The following is a 17,437-nucleotide window of genomic DNA, read 5'->3' on the forward strand; positions in this document are numbered from 1 at the left end:
GGGTCAGGTCGCGTCGAGCGCCTGCGCCAGGTCGGCGATGAGGTCGGCGGGATCCTCCAGACCGACCGAGAGCCGGATCATGCCGTCCCCGATGCCGCGCGCGGCCCGCTCGGCCGGCGCCATGCCGTGGTGGCTGGTGGTGATCGGCTGGGTGGCCAGGCTCTCCACCCCGCCGAGGCTGCCGGCGATGGCGAACAGCCGCAGCCGGTCGACGACCGCGGCGGTCTGCGCGGCGGTGGCGTCGAGCACCAGCGACAGCATCCCGCCGTGCCCGCGCATCTGCTTGTCGACGACCGCGCGGGCCGCCCCGGTCGCCAGCCCCGGATAGTTGACCCGCACCACCCGCGGGTGCTCGGCCAGGAACTCCGCCACCGCCGCGGCGCTGTCGTTGTGGCGGGCCATCCGCACCGGCAGCGACCGCAGGGAGCGGGCCAGCAGGGCGGCGACCTCTGGGGCGATCATCTGCCCGAGGTTCTTGCGCCAGAAGGCCACCGGCGCCAGCAGGTCGGCCGGCCCCATCAGCGTGCCCGCGGTCAGATCCGAATGCCCGCCCAGATACTTCGTCGCCGAGTGCAACACCAGGTCCACGCCGTGGGCCAGCGGGTTCTGGTTGACCGGGGTGGCGAAGGTGTTGTCGATGACGCTGAGCAGCCCGGCGGCGCGGGCGGCCGCGGCCAGCGCGGCGATGTCGACGACCTCCAGCGTCGGGTTCGACGGCGACTCGAAGAACACCATCCGGGTGGCGGCGGTGCGCACCTCGGCCAGCCGGTCGGCGTCGGCGGCGCGCAGAAACGTCGTCGTGATGCCCAGCCGCGGCAGGTTCTCGGTGAACAGCTCATAGGTGCCGCCGTAGACGTCGCCGACGCAGAGGACCTGGTCCCCGGCGCGCAGGTGGCCCAGCACGGTGGCCGACGTGGCGGCCATCCCGGCCGAGAACGCCAGCGCCGCGTCGGCGCCCTCGAGGTCGGCGAGCTTGCCCTCCAGCGCGGCCACCGTCGGGTTGCCGCCGTAGCGGGTGTAGAGCGGCCCGGCCCGGCGGCCCTCGATCACGTCGAGCAGGTCGGCGGTGCTGGCGAAGGCGAACGTCGACTGGTTGTAGACCGGGGTGTGGATCGCCCCGAGCGGGTCGCGGCGGTCACCGGCGTGCACGCTGCGGGTGGACAGCCCCGGCGTGTCGGCGGGCTCGCGCATCGGCCGGCTACTGGCCGGTGTAGGTGTCCGGGTCCGGGCGCACCCGGGTGCCGTCGTGCAGGGCGTTGAGCGCGCTCATGTGCTCCTCGGCCAGTTCGAAGTCGAACACGTCGAGGTTGCCCGCGATGTTCTGCGCGCTGGTGGAGCGGAACACCACCGCGTTGCCCAGCTGCAGGTTCCAGCGCAGCAGCACCTGGGCGGGGGTGCGGCTGTACTGGGCGGCGATCTCGGCCACGGTGGCGTTGTCGAGCACCGCGCCGTTGGCCAGCGGGCTGTAGGACTGGGTCACCACGTTGTGCTCGGCGTTGGTGGCACGCATCTCGGCCTGGTTGAGCAGCGGGTGCAGCTCGATCTGGTTGACCGCCGGGGTCATGAACGTCAGGTCGATGACCGTGCTCAGGTGCTCGGCGGTGAAGTTGGACACCCCGATCGACTTGGTCAGGCCGTCCTCCTGCAGGGTGCCCATCCCACCGAAGCTGTCGACGTACTGGCCCTGCGGCGCGGCCGGCCAGTGCACCAGGTACAGGTCGATGTAGTCCAGGCCGAGCCGCTCCAGGCTGGCCTTGCCCGCGGTCTGGGCGTTGGAGAACCCCTGGTCGGCGATGGCCAGCTTGGTGGTGACGAACAGTTCGGCGCGCGGGACCCCCGACGCGGCGATCGCCCGCCCGACACCGGCCTCGTTGCCGTAGACGGCGGCGGTGTCGATCAGCCGTGCCCCGGCCTCCAGCGCCGCCGCGACGGCCCGCTCGGCCTCCGCGTCGGAGAGCTCGCCGACCCCGACGCCCAACACCGGCATGGTGTTGTCGTCGTTCAGGCCGATCGTGGGGATATCGGTAGCCATCTCACCTGCCCGTGAAAGTTTGGTCGATTCTGCGGAAATTTCTGCCCGGTCGGTTCGCGCAACACGATAACGGGTTACCGTCGTTGGTCGTCAACGAGGGAGCAGCGATGATACGTAGCGTACCGGGGGTGCGGATCTCCGGCCGGGTGGCCGACCGGTTCACCGCGGTGGGCAGCAAGGTGTTGCCGCGGCTCCCGGCGGCCGCGAAATGGCTGCTCACCGGGGGGCGCTCGGTGACCATCGACGGCAACACCCTGGACCGCACCGTGCAGCTGATGCTGGCCTCGCAGCGGGCCATCGGGGTCAACGGGCTGGTCGTCGACGGCGACCCGGCCGCCTCCCGCGCGCTGATCAGCCGGACCACCGCCGCGCTGGGCGGCCCGGAGATCCACGTCGCGACCGCCGAGCTGACCATCCCGGGCCCGGCCGGGGAGCTCGCCGCCCGCCACTACCGGCCGCCCGGGGACCGGCCGGTGCCGCTGCTGGTCTTCTACCACGGCGGGGGCTGGGTGATCGGCGACCTGGACACCCACGACGCGCTGTGCCGGCTGGTCTGCCGCGACGCCGGCATCCAGGTGCTGTCGGTGGCCTACCGGCGGGCGCCCGAACATCCCGCGCCCGCCGCCGCCGAGGACGCCTACGCCGCGTTCCGGTGGGCGCAGGCCAATGCCGCCGAGTTCGGCGCCGACCCGGCGCGGGTCGCGGTCGGCGGGGACAGCGCCGGCGGCAACCTGGCCGCGGGGGTGGCGCTGCGAACCCGCGACGAGGGCGGCGCCGCCCCGGTGCTGCAGTGGCTGCTGTACCCGGCCGTCGACTTCACCGCCCGGACCCGCTCGCGCAGCCTGTTCGCCGACGGCTTCCTGCTGACCAAGGCCGACATGGACTGGTTCGAACAGCAGTACCTGAGCGGATCGGAGTTGACCGCCACCGACCCGACGGTCTCCCCGCTGCTGGCCGGCGATCACGCCGGGCTGGCGCCCGCGCTCGTCATCACTGCCGGGTTCGACCCGCTGCGCGACGAGGGGGAGCGGTACGCCGCCGCCCTGGCCGCCGCGGGCACCGAGGTGGACCTGCGCCGGATGGGGTCGCTGGTGCACGGCTTCGCCAACCTGTTCGCGCTCGGCGGCGGCAGCGGCGCGGCCATGACCGAGGTGGTCTCCGCGTTGCGTGCCCACCTCAGCCGGGGCTGAACCCGCCGGTACGCTGTTAGGACGTTTCTCCCCCGACCTCGCGAGGAAGCTGAGCAGATCCGTGTCCAAGAAACCGAAACGACCCGGTTACGACCTCAAGGCCGCCGATCGCCGACGCAACCTGGCGATCCAGATCGGCATGACCGCGATCGTGGTGCTCTTCGCGGTGGCGCTGGTCGGCTACATCGTCATCTCCAACAGCGCCAAGCCCAGCGACGGCCAGCCGATCCGGGTGGCCTCCCCGCAGGTGGTCACCGCGGACGACTCCGACGACCCGAAGGCCGTGGTCGCCGTCTACGAGGACTTCCTGTGCCCGGCGTGCGCCAACTTCGAGCACAACTTCGGGAAGACGCTGGACAAGCTGGTCGACATCGGGGCGATCGCGGTGGACTACCACCCGTCGAACATCCTGAGCAAGCGCGGCCGGGACAACTACTCGGGCCGCGCCGGGGCGGCCGCCTACTGCGTGGCCGACGAGTCGATGGAGGCCTTCGAACGTTTCCACGCCATGCTGTTCAGCCCCGACCTGCAGCCGCTGGAGACCGCCGCGACCTTCCCCGACAACGCCCGGCTGATCGAGCTGGCCCGCCAGGCCGGGGCCGCGGGCACGGTGCGGGACTGCGTCAACAGCGGCAAGTACCTCAAGCTCGTCGACGGCATGGCCGCGGCGGGCAAGATCGAGGGCACCCCGACGATCCGGATCAACGGCGAGGACTACAGCCCGAAGGACCCGGCCGCGCTGGTCAAGGAGATCCGCGGCATCGTCGGTGACGTGCCCGGCATCGACGAGGCCGCGGCGGTCGCGGCGGCGGCCGGCAACAAGCAGTCGTGACCGCTCGTGTCTGAGGCCCCGCCCGCGCCGGAGCGCGGCGCCGTACCGGCGCTGAGCGCGTGGTGGGTGCTGCTCGGCGGTGTGATCGGACTGGTCGCCTCGCTGGCGCTGACCGTCGAGAAGATCCGGCTGCTCGCCGACCCCGGCTACGTGCCGTCGTGCAGCCTGAACCCGGTGCTGTCGTGCGGGTCGGTGATGTCGACCCCGCAGGCGGCGGTGCTGGGCTTCCCCAACCCGCTGATCGGCATCGCCGCCTTCGCCGTGGTCGCCACCACCGGGGTGCTCGCGGTGGCCGGAGTGCGGCTGCCGCAATGGTATTGGGTCGGGCTGACCGCCGGGCTGGCCGCGGGCACGGCGTTCGTGCACTGGCTGATCTATCAGAGCCTGTATGTCATCGGGGCGCTGTGCCCGTACTGCATGGTGGTCTGGGCGGTGACGATTCCGCTGCTGGTGGTGTCCGCAACTATTGCCGGGAACGCCGAGCCGGGACACAAGATTTTGCAGGTTCTGCACCGGTGGCGCTGGACGTTGACTGCGTTATGGTTCATCGCGTTGATCCTGTTGATATTCGTCCGGTTTCAGGATTATTGGCTAACGCTCGGTTAAGGGGTACCCGTGATCTCCAAGGTGCTGGTCGCCAACCGGGGTGAGATCGCCATCAGGGCGTTCCGCGCCGCCAACGAACTCGGTGTGGGCACGGTCGCGATCTACCCGTACGAAGACCGCAACTCGATGCACCGGCTCAAGGCCGACGAGTCCTACCAGATCGGCGAGGAGGGCCACCCGGTCCGGGCCTACCTGTCGGTCGACGAGATCGTCGCCACGGCACGGCGCTGCGGCGCCGACGCCATCTACCCCGGCTACGGATTCCTTTCGGAGAACCCGGAACTGGCCGCGGCGTGCGCGGCCGCCGACATCACCTTCGTCGGCCCCTCGGCGCACGTGCTGGAGTTGACCGGCAACAAGTCCCGGGCGGTGGCCGCGGCGCGGGAGGCCGGTCTGCCGGTGCTGGCCTCGTCGGAGCCGTCGGCGTCGGTGGCCGACCTGCTGGCCGCCGCCGAACAGATGACGTTCCCGCTGTTCGTCAAGGCGGTCGCCGGCGGCGGTGGCCGGGGCATGCGCCGGGTCACCGACCTCGACGGACTGGCCGAGGCCGTCGAGGCGGCCAGCCGGGAGGCCGAGTCGGCGTTCGGGGACCCCGCGGTCTACCTCGAGCAGGCGGTGATCAACCCCCGCCACATCGAGGTGCAGATCCTCGCCGACACCCACGGCGAGGTGATCCACCTCTACGAGCGGGACTGCAGCCTGCAGCGCCGCCACCAGAAGGTCGTCGAACTCGCGCCGGCGCCGAACCTGGATCCTGAACTGCGGCAACAGATCTGCTCCGACGCGGTGGCTTTCGCCCGGCACATCGGCTACAGCTGCGCGGGCACCGTGGAGTTCCTGCTCGACGAGCGCGGCCACCACGTGTTCATCGAGATGAACCCGCGCATCCAGGTCGAGCACACCGTCACCGAGGAGATCACCGACGTCGACCTGGTCTCCGCGCAGCTGCGGGTGGCCGCGGGGGAGTCGCTGGCCGACCTCGGCCTGACCCAGGACGCGATCGTCCCGCACGGCGCCGCCCTGCAATGCCGGATCACCACCGAGGACCCGGCCAACGGGTTCCGGCCCGACACCGGCCGCATCAGCGCCTACCGCAGCCCCGGCGGCGCCGGCATCCGGCTCGACGGCGGCACCAACCTGGGTGCGGGGATCAGCGCCCACTTCGACTCGATGCTGGTCAAACTCACTTGCCGCGGACGTGATTTCGCCACCGCCGCGGCCCGCGCCCGCCGCGCGGTCGCCGAGTTCCGCATCCGCGGGGTGGCGACCAACATCCCGTTTCTGCAGGCCGTGCTCGACGACCCGGACTTCCAGGCCGGCCACATCACCACCTCGTTCATCGAGGAGCGCCCGCACCTGCTCACCGCGCGCTCCTCGGCTGACCGCGGCACCAAGATCCTGAACTATCTGGCCGACGTCACGGTCAACGCCCCGCACGGGGCGCGGCCGTCGACGGTGTACCCGCACGACAAGCTGCCCGACATCGACCTGACCGTCCCGCCGCCGTCGGGCTCGCGGCAGCGGCTGCTGGAACTGGGCCCGGAGGGCTTCGCCCGCTGGCTGCGCGGCAGTTCCGCGGTCGCGGTGACCGACACCACCTTCCGCGACGCCCACCAGTCGCTGCTGGCCACCCGGGTGCGCACCAGCGGCCTGTCGCGGGTGGCGCCCTACATCGCCCGGATGATGCCCGAACTGCTGTCGGTGGAGTGCTGGGGCGGGGCCACCTACGATGTGGCGCTGCGGTTTTTGAAGGAAGACCCGTGGGAGCGGCTGGCCGCGCTGCGCGAGGCCATGCCCAACATCTGCCTGCAGATGCTGCTGCGCGGCCGCAACACGGTGGGCTACACCCCGTATCCGGAGCTGGTGACCTCGGCGTTCGTCGCCGAAGCCACCGCCACCGGCATCGACATCTTCCGCATCTTCGACGCGCTGAACAACATCGACTCGATGCGCCCGGCGATCGACGCGGTGCGCGAGACCGGCACGGCGGTCGCCGAAGTCGCGATGTGCTACACCGGCGACCTCTCCGACCCCGGCGAGGGCGTCTACACCCTGGACTACTACCTGCGGCTGGCCGAACAGATCGTCGACGCGGGCGCGCACGTGCTGGCGATCAAGGACATGGCCGGCCTGCTGCGGCCGCCGGCGGCCGCCACCCTGGTCAGCGCGCTGCGGTCGCGGTTCGAGCTGCCGGTGCACGTGCACACCCACGACACCCCCGGCGGTCAGCTCGCCAGCTACGTGGCGGCCTGGAACGCCGGGGCCGACGCGGTCGACGGGGCGGCCGCGCCGCTGGCCGGCACCACCAGCCAGCCCGCGCTGAGCTCGATCGTCGCCGCGGCCGCGCACACCGACCACGACACCGGGTTGTCGCTGTCGGCGGTCTGCGAGCTCGAGCCCTACTGGGAAGCGCTGCGCAAGGTCTACGGCCCGTTCGAATCCGGGCTGCTCGCGCCGACCGGGCGGGTCTACACCCACGAGATCCCCGGCGGGCAGCTGTCCAACCTGCGCCAGCAGGCCATCGCGCTGGGCTTCGGGGACCGCTTCGAGGAGATCGAGGCCAACTACGCCGCCGCCGACGCGGTGCTGGGCCGGCTGATCAAGGTGACGCCCACCTCCAAGGTGGTCGGCGACCTGGCGTTGGCCCTGCTCGGGGCGGGGGTGAGCGCCGAGGAGTTCGCCGCCGACCCCGCCGCGGTGGACATCCCCGACTCGGTGATCGGCTTCCTGCGCGGGGAGCTGGGCGACCCGCCCGGCGGCTGGCCCGAACCGCTGCGCACCACCGCGCTGGACGGGCGCGGCCCGGCCCGGCCCACCGAGGAACTGTCGGCCGAGGACGAGGCGGTGCTCGGGTCGGGCGGCCGCAAACGCCAGGAAGCCCTCAACCGGCTGCTGTTTCCCGGCCCGGCCAAGGAGTTCGAGGCGCACCGGGAGGCCTACGGCGACACCTCGCAGCTCTCGGCCAACCAGTTCTTCTACGGGCTGCGGCACGGCGAGGAACACCGGGTCAAGCTGGAGCGCGGCGTGGAGTTGCTGATCGGTCTGGAGGCGGTCTCCGAGCCCGACGAACGCGGCATGCGCACGGTGATGTGCATCATCAACGGACAGTTGCGGCCGGTGCTGGTGCGCGACCGCTCGGTGGCCAGCGAGGTCCCGACCGCGGAGAAGGCCGACCGCGCCAACCCCGGCCACGTCGCCGCCCCGTTCGCCGGGGTGGTCACGGTGGCGGTGGCGGCCGGGGACAGCGTCGAGGCCGGTCAGACCATCGCGACCATCGAGGCGATGAAGATGGAGGCCGCGATCACCGCCCCCGCGACCGGCACCGTCGAGCGCATCGCGGTCTCGGCCACCGCGCAGGTCGAAGGCGGTGACCTGCTGGTGGTGATCGACTGACCCGCATCGTCGCCGGGCGGGCCCGGGGGCGGCGGATCGCGGTGCCGCCTCGGGGCACCCGGCCGACCAGCGACCGGGTGCGCGAAGCGCTGTTCAACGTGCTGGCCGCCCGCCGCGAACTGGCCGGCACCGCGGTGCTCGACCTCTACGCCGGCTCCGGCGCGCTGGGCCTGGAGGCGCTGTCGCGGGGCGCGCGCACGGTGCTGCTGGTGGAATCCGATGCCCGCGCCGCCGCGGTGATCGCCCGCAATATCACCGCGGTGGGGCTGCCCGGCGCGACGGTGCGGCGCGCCCCGGCGGCCGCGGTGGTCGCCGCCGGCACCGACACCCCGGTCGACCTGGTGTTGATCGACCCGCCCTACGACGTCGCCACGAGCGAGCTGACCGCGCTGCTCGGCGCGCTGACCGCCGGCGGCTGGGCCGGCCCGGGGACCCTGGCCGTGCTCGAACGCGCCGCGGCCACCCCGGAGCTGGACTGGCCGGCCGGCTGGGCCGGCTGGCCGTCGCGGCGCTACGGCGACACCCGGCTGGAGCTGGGCGAACACGACTGATCGCGGCTGCTAGCGTCACCGGTTATGAGTGGTGCGGTATGCCCGGGCTCGTTCGACCCGGTGACCTTCGGGCACGTGGACATCCTGGAACGCGCCGCCGCGCAGTTCGACGAGGTGGTGGCGGCGGTGCTGGTCAACCCGGCCAAGAAGGGCATGTTCAGCCTCGACGAGCGGCTGGAGATGATCGCCGAGGCCACCGCGCACCTGCCCAACGTGCGCGCGGAGTCCGGGCAGGGCCTGGTGGTCGACTTCGTGCGGGAGCGCGGCCTGACCGCGATCGTCAAGGGGCTGCGCACCGGCACCGACTTCGAATACGAGCTGCAGATGGCGCAGATGAACAAGCACATCGCCGGCGTCGACACCTTCTTCGTGGCCACCACCCCGCGGTATTCCTTCGTGTCCTCCTCGCTGGCCAAGGAGGTCGCCTCGATGGGCGGGGACGTCTCCGACCTGCTGCCCGAACCGGTGAACCGGCGGCTGGCCGAGCGGCTCGCCGAGCGCTGACCGTCGCACTCGCCCCGCCCGGTCGTGAGAAGGGCGCCGCCGGCAGCGGCCCGGCAACCGTCCCGACCTGGGGCCGGTCCGGCCTATCCTGGGGGAATACGCCTGGTGATTCCGACACACCCGCCCGCGCTACCAAGTCACAGTCGCAACACCAGGCACACTGGTCACAAGTAACTACGCCTGGAGGGTGCTGCCGTGTACCGAGTTTTTGAAGCGCTGGATGAACTGAGCGCCATCGTCGAGGAAGCGCGCGGCGTGCCGATGACGGCAGGTTGCGTGGTGCCCCGCGGCGACGTGCTGGAGTTGGTCGACGACATCAAGGACGCCATCCCCGGCGAGCTCGACGACGCCCAGGACGTGCTCGACGCCCGCGACTCCCTGCTGCACGACGCCAAGAGCCACGCCGACGGCATGGTCGCCAACGCCTCCGCCGAGGCCGAATCGGTGGTCAACCACGCCCGCGCCGAGGCCGACCGGGTGCTCTCCGACGCCAAGGCCCAGGCCGACCGGATGGTCGCCGAGGCCCGCCAGCACAGCGAACGCATGGTCGCCGAGGCCCAGGAGGAAGCCGCCCGGCTGACCTCCAGCGCCAAACGGGAGTACGACGCCGCGGTCAGCCGCGCCAAGGCCGAAGCCGACCGGCTGGTGGAGAACGGCAACATCTCCTACGAGAACGCCGTGCAGGAAGGCATCAAGGAGCAGCAGCGCCTGGTGTCGCAGACCGAGGTGGTGTCCTCGGCCACCGCCGAGGCCACCCGGATGATCGACTCCGCCCACGCCGAAGCCGACCGGCTGCGCGGCGAATGCGACATCTACGTCGACTCCAAACTCGCCGAGTTCGAGGAGTTCCTCAACGGCACGCTGCGCTCGGTCAACCGGGGCCGCCACCAGCTGCGCACCGCCGCGGGCACCCACGACTACGTGACGCGCTGACCGCACCCGCCCGCGGGGCCCGCTGACGGCTCGACCGGCCGCGCCGCGCCCGTAAGATCGAGGCATGGCCACCACACATCCGGACGCGCCGCTCGTCGTCAACATCGCCCGGCTGGGCCGCCGGCCAGGGACCATGATGGCGCTGCGCCACACCGTGGCCAGCCCGTCGCGCATCGGTCTGGAGATGCAGGCGCTGGCCCCCGGCGCCCCGCTGGAACTCGACCTGCAACTGCAGGCGGTCTCCGAGGGCGTGCTGGTCACCGGCACCGTCGCCGGGCCGGTCAGCGGGGAGTGCTCGCGCTGCCTGGCCGAGTTCACCGACCGCGTCGAGGTCGGCCTGACCGAACTGTTCGCCTACCCGGACAGCACCACCGAGGCCACCACCGACGCCGACGAGGTCGGCCGCGTCGTCGACGACACCATCGACCTGGAACAGGCGATCATCGACGCCGTCGGGCTGGAGCTGCCGCTGGCGCCGGTGTGCCGCGAGGACTGCCCCGGCCTGTGCCCGCACTGCGGCATCCCGATGGCCACCGCGGAGCCCGGCCATCACCACGAGGTGATCGACCCGCGCTGGGCCAAGCTGGCCGGTCTGCTGCGAGATCAACAGTGACCCACCGGCCGCTGCTCGACGCGCGCGGCGTCGAGCTGCCCGACGAACTGCTCACCCTGGCCCTGACCCACCGCAGCTACGCCTACGAACACGGCGGTCTGCCCACCAACGAGCGCCTGGAGTTCCTCGGCGACGCCGTGCTGGGCCTGGTGATCACCGACGAACTGTTCACCCGCCACCCCGACCGGCCCGAAGGCGACCTGGCCAAACTGCGGGCCAGCGTGGTCAACACCGCCGCGCTGGCCGACGTGGCGCGCCGCCTCACCGACCGCGGCCTGGGCGCCCACCTGCTGCTGGGCCGCGGCGAGATCACCACCGGCGGCGCCGACAAATCCAGCATCCTGGCCGACAGCATGGAATCGCTGCTCGGCGCGATCTACGTCCAGCACGGCATCGACACCGCCCGCACGGTGATCCTGCGGCTCTTCGCCGACCTGCTGGCCACCGCGCCCACCCTGGGCGCCGGACTGGACTGGAAGACCAGCCTGCAGGAGCTGGCCGCGGCCCGCGGGCTGGGCGCCCCCGGCTACGAGGTCAGCGCCACCGGACCCGACCACGACAAGGAGTTCACCGCCGTGGCGGTCGTCGGCGAGCTGCGGTTCCCGCCCGGGGTGGGCCGCTCGAAGAAGGACGCCGAACAGAAGGCGGCCGCGGCGGCCTGGAAGGCCCTCGACGGGCAGGCCGACGAGAAACCGGTCTGAATGCCCGAACTGCCCGAAGTCGAGGTGGTGCGCCGCGGCCTGGCCGCCCACGCCGTCGGCCGGACGATCACCGCGGTCCGGGTGCACCATCCGCGCGCGGTGCGCCGCCACGAGGCCGGCCCCGCCGACCTGACCGCCCGGCTGCTCGGCACGACGATCACCGGCACCGGGAGGCGCGGCAAATACCTGTGGCTCACCCTCGACGAGGCCGACACGGCGCTGGTGGTGCACCTGGGCATGAGCGGGCAGATGCTGGTCGGGCCGCCGCCCACCACCGCGCACCTGCGCATCGCCACCCTCCTCGACGACGGCACCGCCCTGAACTTCGTCGACCAGCGCACCTTCGGCGGCTGGCTGCTGGCCGACCTGGTCGAGGTCGACGGCGCCGTGGTCCCCGAACCGGTCGCCCACCTGGCCCGCGACCCGCTCGACGACCGCTTCGACCCGCAAGCGGTGGTGGCGGTGCTGCGCCGCAAGCACTCCGAGATCAAACGGCAGCTACTCGACCAGACCGTGGTGTCGGGCATCGGCAACATCTACGCCGATGAGGCGCTGTGGCGCGCCCGGGTCAACGGGGCGCGGCGGGCCGATGTGCTGACCCGGCCGGCCCTGACCGCGGTGCTGGCCGCCGCCGCCGAGGTGATGCGCGAGGCGCTGGCGGCGGGCGGAACCTCCTTCGACGCGCTGTATGTCAACGTCAACGGCGAATCCGGGTACTTCGACCGGTCGCTGGACGTCTACGGCCGGGAAGGGCTGGGCTGCCGGCGCTGCGGCGCGGTGATCCGGCGGGAGAAGTTCATGAACCGCTCCTCGTTCTACTGCCCGCGCTGCCAGCCCCGCCCGCGCCGGCGGTGAAGCCGCCGGCATCCCTGAAATCGACGCCGATACGGCCGAAACAGCCCGAATCCGGGGCTGAACGCCGAAATCCGTGTCGATCTCAGGGGTTCGGCGCTTCAGTCGAAGATGTCGGTGCGCACCGGCCCGCCGGCGGCGGCCGGGTCGACGAACCACTCCCGGCCGAACAGCAGCCCGAACACCGCGGGCGGCAGCCGCAGCAGCACCGCCAGCGCGCGGGCCTGCGCCCCGCCGATCTGGGAGCGGTGCGCGGCCAGCGCGGCGCGCTTCGCCCGGGCGAACCGGCGCACGTCGACGCGGTGGGTGATGCTCGCGCGCGGAGCGTAGGCGGTGGCCAGCAGCCGCTCCTCATACGGCTCGGGTAGCCGCAGCAGCCGCGCCGCCGCGGCCACCCGGCGCAACGTCTCGCGCGGCATGGTCGCCTCGAGCACCCGCGGCGTCGCGGCCAGCGCAGTCGCCCGCGCCCCCACCCGGTGCACCTGGACGTGATCGCGGTGCCCGTAGCCGCCGTTGGCCTGGTAGCTGAGCAACAGGTCGGCGCGCTCGGCGCGCAGGATCTCGGCGACCCGGCCCGCCGCGACGTCGACGTCGGCGCGGGCGAACCGGACCCGCCCGGGCGGGTCGGCGAAGAAGACCGGCCCGTAGCCGCTGTCGGCGTAGCCCAGGCACTCCACCCGGTGCACCCCGAGAATCTCGGTGGCGCACCGCAATTCGTCGAGCCGATAGCGGTGCGCGGCGTCGTCGAGGTGCCCGTCGGTGGCGGTGACCACCACCACCCGGTGCCCGGCGGCCGCGGCGCGGGCCAGCGTCCCGCCGGTCAGGATCACCTCGTCGTCGGGATGGGCGTGCAACGCGACCACGGTGGCCATGACACGACAGTATGACCGCCGGGCGCGGCGGGGCCGCGGCCCGCACGGTAGAAAAGAAGCCATGACGCAACTGTGGGTGGAGCGCACCGGAACCCGGCGCTACACCGGGCACAGCTCCCGCGGCGCGCAGGTGCTGATCGGCTCGGAGGACGTCCCGGGGGTGTTCACCCCGGGGGAGCTGCTCAAGATCGCGCTGGCCGCCTGCAGCGGCATGGCCAGCGACGCCCCGCTGTCCCGGCGGCTCGGCGCGGACTATCCGGCGACCGTGCACGTCGCCGGCCCGGCCGACCGGGACCTGGAGCGCTACCCGCAGCTCACCGAGCAGTTGGAACTCGACCTGTCCGCGCTGACCGACGCCGAACGCCAGCGGCTGCGCACCGTGGTCGAGCGGGCCATCGACGCCAGCTGCACGGTCGGGCGCACCCTGACGTCGGGCACCGCGATCCATTTCGAGGTCACCGAACGTGGCTGAGGTGCGGCTGACCGCTTGGGTGCACGGCCACGTCCAGGGCGTCGGCTTTCGCTGGTGGACCCGGTCGCGGGCGCTGGAGCTGGGCTTGAGCGGCTACGCCGCCAACAAGCCCGACGGCCGGGTGCAGGTGGTGGCGCAGGGCCCGCGGGCCGACTGCGAGCGGCTGCTGGCGCTGCTGGAGGGCGGCACCACCCCCGGCCGGGTCGACACCGTGGTGGCCGATTGGGGCGCGGTGGGCGACACCTTCGTCGGCTTCAGCGAGCGCTGACCCGCCCCGGTAGTCTCACACGTCGTGCACCTCAAGAGTCTGACGCTGAAGGGCTTCAAGTCCTTCGCCTCGCCGACGACTCTGCGGTTCGAGCCGGGCATCACCTGCGTGGTCGGGCCCAACGGCTCGGGCAAGTCCAACGTCGTCGACGCGCTGGCCTGGGTGATGGGGGAGCAGGGCGCCAAAACCCTGCGCGGCGGCAAGATGGAAGACGTCATCTTCGCCGGCACCAGCTCGCGGGCGCCGCTGGGCCGCGCCGAGGTCACCGTCACCATCGACAACTCCGACAACGCGCTGCCCATCGAGTACGCCGAGGTCGCCATCACCCGCCGGATGTTCCGCGACGGCGGCAGCGAATACGAGATCAACGGCAACAGCTGCCGGCTGATGGACGTCCAGGAGCTGCTTTCCGACTCCGGCATCGGCCGCGAGATGCACGTCATCGTCGGGCAGGGCCGGCTGTCCCAGATCCTCGAGTCGCGCCCGGAGGACCGCCGCGCGTTCATCGAGGAGGCCGCCGGGGTGCTCAAGCACCGCAAACGCAAAGAGAAGGCGGTCCGCAAACTCGACGCGATGCAGGCCAACCTGGCCCGGCTCACCGACCTGACCACCGAACTGCGCCGCCAGCTCAAACCGCTGGGCCGCCAAGCCGAGATGGCCCGCCGCGCCGCGACCATCCAGGCCGACCTGCGCGACGCGCGGCTGCGGCTGGCCGCCGACGACCTGGTCGCCCGCCGCGCCGAGTTCGCCGGCAACACCGACGCCGAGGCCACCGTGCGCCGCGAGCACGACGCGGCCGCCGCCCGGCTGGAGGCCGCCACCGCCGAACTGGCCGGCCACGAGGCGACCCTGGCCCGGCTCACCGAACGCGCCGAGGCCGCCCAGCAGACCTGGTTCGCGCTGTCGGCGCTGGCCGAACGGGTCAGCGCCACCGTCCGCATCGCCAGCGAACGCGCCCAGCACCTCGAGGAGGAGCCGGCCGGCCCGACCGGACCCGACCCCGACGAACTGGAGGCCCAGGCCGAGCAGGTCGCCGCCGACGAGCGGGACCTGCTGGGCGCGCTGGAGCAGGCCCGCGAGCGCCTGGAGGTGGCCCGCGCGGAGCTGACCGCCCAGGAGCGCGTCGCCGCCGAGGCCGAGCAGGCCCACCTGGCGGCGGTGCGCGCCGAGGCCGACCGCCGCGAGGGGCTGGCCCGGCTGGCCGGCCAGGTGGAGACGATGCGGGCCCGCGTCGAATCGATCGACGACTCGCTGACCCGGCTCGCCCCGCGCATCGAGGAGGCTGCCACCCGCGCCGAGAGCGCCCGCGCCGAATTCGAGACCGTGCAAGCCCGCGTCCACGAACTCGACCGCGGCGAGCAGGGCCTCGACGAGCAGCACGAACGCAGCGTCGCCGCGCTGCGCCTGGCCGACGAGCGGGTGGCTGAGCTGCAGGCCGCCGAACGCGGCGCCGAGCGGGAGGTGGCGTCGCTGCAGGCCCGCATCGACGCGTTGACGGTCGGGCTGGACCGCAAGGACGGCGCCTCCTGGCTGACCAAGAACACCGGCCTGGACGGCCTGTTCGGGTCGGTCGCCGAGCTGGTGCGGGTCGAATCCGGCTACGAGGTCGCGCTCGCGGCGGTGCTGGGCGCGGCCGCCGACGCGGTGGCCGCCGAGGGCTTCCCGGCCGCCCGCGCCGCGGTGGCCGCGCTGAAGGAGGCCGACGGCGGCCGCGCCGCGATCATGCTGGGCGGCTGGCCGGCGCCCGCCCCGCGCCCCGAGACGCTGCCCGCCGCGGCCCGCTGGGCGCTGGAGCTGGTCGAGGCACCCGAGCGGCTGCGCGGCGCGCTGAGCGCGATGCTGGCCGCGGTGGCGGTGGTCGACGACCTGGACGCCGCGCTGGAGCTGGCCGACAACCACCCGCACCTGACCGCGGTCACCGTCGACGGCGACGTGGTCGGGGCGGGCTGGCTGCACGGCGGCTCGGACCGCAAACCCTCCACGCTGGAGATCACCGGTGAGATCGAGCGGGCCCGCGCCCAGCTCGCCGCCGCCGAGACCCAGGTCGCCGAGCTGGGGGCGGCGCTGGCCGGGGCGCTCAGCGAGCAGACCGCCCGCCGCGACACCGCCGAGCAGGCCCTGGCCGCGCTGAACGAGTCCGACGCCGCGATCGCGGCGATCTACGACCAGCTGGGCCGGCTCGGGCAGGAGGCCCGCACCGCCGAGCAGGACTGGCACCGTCAGCGGCAGCACCGCGAAGAGCTGGAGACCGCGCACGGCGCCACCGTCGAGGAACTCGGCGAACTGGAGACCCGGCTGCGCAACGCCGAGGCCGACGAGCCGGTCGCCCCCGCCGAGCCCGACGACCGGGCCCGGATCGCCGCGGCCACCGAGACCGCCCGCGGCGTCGAGGTCGAGGCCCGCCTTGCGGTGCGCACCGCCGAGGAGCGCGCCAACGCGGTGCGCGGCCGGGCGGACTCGCTGCGCCGCGCCGCGGCCGCCGAACGGGAGGCCCGCGTCCGCGCCCAGCAGGCCCGCGCCGCCCGCCGGCACGCCGCGGCGGTGGCCGCCGCCGTCGCCGACTCCGGCCGGGCGCTCAGCGCGCGGCTGCGCACCGTGGTGGCCGCCGCCTCCGAGCGCCGCGACGCGCTGGCCGCCGAACGACAGCAGCGCTCCGGCGCGTTGAGCGCCCTGCGCGAGGAGGTCAACGCGCTGGGGGCGCGCATCACAGCGCTCACCGAGTCGCTGCACCGCGACGAGGTCGCCAAAGCGCAGGTGGCGCTGCGGATCCAGCAGCTCGAGGAGATGGTGCTCGAGCAGTTCGGGCTGGCCCCCGACGACCTGATCGCCGAGTACGGCCCGGAGGTGCCGCTGCCGCCCTCGGAGTTGGAGATGGCCGAGTACGAGCAGGCCCGCGAGCGCGGCGAGCAGGTCACCGCCCCGGCGCCGATGCCGTTCGACCGGGACACCCAGGCGCGCCGCGCCAAACGCGCCGAACGCGAACTCGCCGAGCTCGGCCGGGTCAACCCGCTGGCGCTGGAGGAGTACGCCGCGCTGGAGGAGCGCTACACGTTCCTGTCCACCCAGCTGGAGGACGTCAAGGCGGCCCGCAAGGACCTGCTCGACGTGGTCGCCGACGTCGACGCCCGCATCCTGCAGGTCTTCACCGACGCCTACGCCGACGTGGAACGCGAGTTCCGGGAGGTGTTCGCGGCGCTGTTCCCCGGCGGGGAGGGCCGGCTGGTGCTCACCGAACCCAACGACATGCTCACCACCGGGGTGGAGGTGGAGGCCCGCCCGCCGGGCAAGAAGGTCAAACGGCTCTCGCTGCTCTCCGGCGGGGAGAAGTCGCTGACCGCGGTGGCGATGCTGGTGGCGATCTTCCGGGCCCGCCCGTCGCCGTTCTACATCATGGACGAGGTCGAGGCCGCCCTGGACGACACCAACCTGCGCCGGCTGCTCGCCCTGTTCGAGATGCTGCGGGCCCGCTCCCAGCTGATCGTGATCACCCACCAGAAGCCGACGATGGAGATCGCCGACGCGCTGTACGGGGTCACCATGCGCGACGACGGCATCACCGCGGTGATCTCCCAGCGCATCCGCGGTCAGGAGCTGGCGGCCACCCCGTCCTGACCCTCT

The 17,437-nt window shown here is 72.9% G+C and carries 16 protein-coding genes; 13 read left to right on the forward strand and 3 right to left on the reverse strand.

What is annotated here, in order from left to right:
* Nucleotides 1-3: 3 nt before the first annotated feature.
* Nucleotides 4-1,191: a trans-sulfuration enzyme family protein gene (locus tag A5643_RS09795; RefSeq protein WP_066854369.1), complete on the reverse strand. Its 1,188-nt coding sequence runs from the start codon at nucleotides 1,189-1,191 to the stop codon at nucleotides 4-6.
* 7 nt (nucleotides 1,192-1,198) lie between these two features.
* A complete protein-coding gene (locus tag A5643_RS09800; protein ID WP_066854372.1) occupies nucleotides 1,199-2,032 on the reverse strand; it encodes an aldo/keto reductase in 834 nt (277 codons plus the stop codon).
* A 107-nt stretch (nucleotides 2,033-2,139) separates the two neighbouring features.
* Here A5643_RS09800 and A5643_RS09805 point away from each other — a divergent pair, with 107 nt between their 5' ends.
* The 10 genes from A5643_RS09805 (at nucleotide 2,140) to mutM (ending at nucleotide 12,210) form a co-directional block, all read left to right on the forward strand.
* Complete coding sequence (locus tag A5643_RS09805) at nucleotides 2,140-3,222, forward strand: alpha/beta hydrolase (protein WP_066854374.1); 1,083 nt, start codon at nucleotides 2,140-2,142, stop codon at nucleotides 3,220-3,222.
* 61 nt (nucleotides 3,223-3,283) lie between these two features.
* Complete coding sequence (locus A5643_RS09810; protein ID WP_066854376.1) at nucleotides 3,284-4,054, forward strand: DsbA family protein; 771 nt, start codon at nucleotides 3,284-3,286, stop codon at nucleotides 4,052-4,054.
* A gap of 6 nt (nucleotides 4,055-4,060) precedes the next feature.
* Complete coding sequence (locus A5643_RS09815) at nucleotides 4,061-4,660, forward strand: vitamin K epoxide reductase family protein (protein ID WP_066854378.1); 600 nt, start codon at nucleotides 4,061-4,063, stop codon at nucleotides 4,658-4,660.
* Between the two features lie 9 nt (nucleotides 4,661-4,669).
* Nucleotides 4,670-8,053 (forward strand): pyruvate carboxylase, encoded by a 3,384-nt coding sequence (locus A5643_RS09820; RefSeq protein ID WP_066854380.1) that lies wholly within the window; start codon nucleotides 4,670-4,672, stop codon nucleotides 8,051-8,053.
* Nucleotides 8,050-8,604, forward strand: coding sequence for a 16S rRNA (guanine(966)-N(2))-methyltransferase RsmD (rsmD, locus tag A5643_RS09825; protein WP_082948866.1), 555 nt, complete (start codon nucleotides 8,050-8,052; stop codon nucleotides 8,602-8,604). Before A5643_RS09820 ends, rsmD begins: the two co-directional genes overlap by 4 nt.
* A gap of 24 nt (nucleotides 8,605-8,628) precedes the next feature.
* The gene (coaD, locus tag A5643_RS09830; protein ID WP_066854384.1) at nucleotides 8,629-9,108 is read left to right on the forward strand and encodes a pantetheine-phosphate adenylyltransferase; all 480 of its coding nucleotides are present in this window, start codon (nucleotides 8,629-8,631) and stop codon (nucleotides 9,106-9,108) included.
* A gap of 195 nt (nucleotides 9,109-9,303) precedes the next feature.
* Nucleotides 9,304-10,041 (forward strand): cell division protein SepIVA, encoded by a 738-nt coding sequence (gene sepIVA, locus A5643_RS09835; protein WP_066854386.1) that lies wholly within the window; start codon nucleotides 9,304-9,306, stop codon nucleotides 10,039-10,041.
* A 64-nt stretch (nucleotides 10,042-10,105) separates the two neighbouring features.
* A complete protein-coding gene (locus A5643_RS09840; protein ID WP_066854390.1) occupies nucleotides 10,106-10,654 on the forward strand; it encodes a YceD family protein in 549 nt (182 codons plus the stop codon).
* Nucleotides 10,651-11,355: a ribonuclease III gene (gene rnc, locus A5643_RS09845; RefSeq protein ID WP_066854392.1), complete on the forward strand. Its 705-nt coding sequence runs from the start codon at nucleotides 10,651-10,653 to the stop codon at nucleotides 11,353-11,355. Before A5643_RS09840 ends, rnc begins: the two co-directional genes overlap by 4 nt.
* Nucleotides 11,356-12,210 (forward strand): bifunctional DNA-formamidopyrimidine glycosylase/DNA-(apurinic or apyrimidinic site) lyase, encoded by an 855-nt coding sequence (gene mutM / locus A5643_RS09850; protein ID WP_066854394.1) that lies wholly within the window; start codon nucleotides 11,356-11,358, stop codon nucleotides 12,208-12,210.
* Between the two features lie 98 nt (nucleotides 12,211-12,308).
* Here mutM and A5643_RS09855 read toward each other — a convergent pair whose 3' ends face one another.
* The gene (locus tag A5643_RS09855; RefSeq protein WP_066854396.1) at nucleotides 12,309-13,079 is read right to left on the reverse strand and encodes a PIG-L family deacetylase; all 771 of its coding nucleotides are present in this window, start codon (nucleotides 13,077-13,079) and stop codon (nucleotides 12,309-12,311) included.
* A 61-nt stretch (nucleotides 13,080-13,140) separates the two neighbouring features.
* Here A5643_RS09855 and A5643_RS09860 point away from each other — a divergent pair, with 61 nt between their 5' ends.
* Genes A5643_RS09860 through smc form a run of 3 tightly spaced genes read left to right on the forward strand, consistent with a single transcriptional unit; the run spans nucleotide 13,141 to nucleotide 17,431 of the window.
* Complete coding sequence (locus A5643_RS09860; RefSeq protein ID WP_066854398.1) at nucleotides 13,141-13,551, forward strand: OsmC family protein; 411 nt, start codon at nucleotides 13,141-13,143, stop codon at nucleotides 13,549-13,551.
* Complete coding sequence (locus tag A5643_RS09865) at nucleotides 13,544-13,819, forward strand: acylphosphatase (protein WP_066854401.1); 276 nt, start codon at nucleotides 13,544-13,546, stop codon at nucleotides 13,817-13,819. Before A5643_RS09860 ends, A5643_RS09865 begins: the two co-directional genes overlap by 8 nt.
* Nucleotides 13,820-13,843: 24 nt before the next feature.
* Nucleotides 13,844-17,431 carry a chromosome segregation protein SMC gene (gene smc / locus A5643_RS09870; RefSeq protein ID WP_066854403.1) on the forward strand — a complete coding sequence of 1,196 codons (3,588 nt, stop codon included), beginning with the start codon at nucleotides 13,844-13,846 and terminating at the stop codon, nucleotides 17,429-17,431.
* Nucleotides 17,432-17,437 lie beyond the last annotated feature (6 nt).

It is taken from the genome of Mycobacterium sp. 1274756.6, from assembly GCF_001668625.1.
In the GTDB taxonomy this organism is placed as follows: Bacteria; Actinomycetota; Actinomycetes; order Mycobacteriales; family Mycobacteriaceae; genus Mycobacterium.

Excerpts from the sequence above, each read along its gene's own strand:
- A5643_RS09795 (WP_066854369.1), bottom strand. The coding sequence starts at position 1,191 with ATGCGCGAGCCCGCCGACACGCCGGGGCTGTCCACCCGCAGCGTGCAC.
- A5643_RS09800 (WP_066854372.1), bottom strand. The coding sequence starts at position 2,032 with ATGGCTACCGATATCCCCACGATCGGCCTGAACGACGACAACACCATG.
- A5643_RS09805 (WP_066854374.1), top strand. The coding sequence starts at position 2,140 with ATGATACGTAGCGTACCGGGGGTGCGGATCTCCGGCCGGGTGGCCGAC.
- coaD (WP_066854384.1), top strand. The coding sequence starts at position 8,629 with ATGAGTGGTGCGGTATGCCCGGGCTCGTTCGACCCGGTGACCTTCGGG.
- A5643_RS09840 (WP_066854390.1), top strand. The coding sequence starts at position 10,106 with ATGGCCACCACACATCCGGACGCGCCGCTCGTCGTCAACATCGCCCGG.
- mutM (WP_066854394.1), top strand. The coding sequence starts at position 11,356 with ATGCCCGAACTGCCCGAAGTCGAGGTGGTGCGCCGCGGCCTGGCCGCC.
- A5643_RS09855 (WP_066854396.1), bottom strand. The coding sequence starts at position 13,079 with ATGGCCACCGTGGTCGCGTTGCACGCCCATCCCGACGACGAGGTGATC.
- A5643_RS09860 (WP_066854398.1), top strand. The coding sequence starts at position 13,141 with ATGACGCAACTGTGGGTGGAGCGCACCGGAACCCGGCGCTACACCGGG.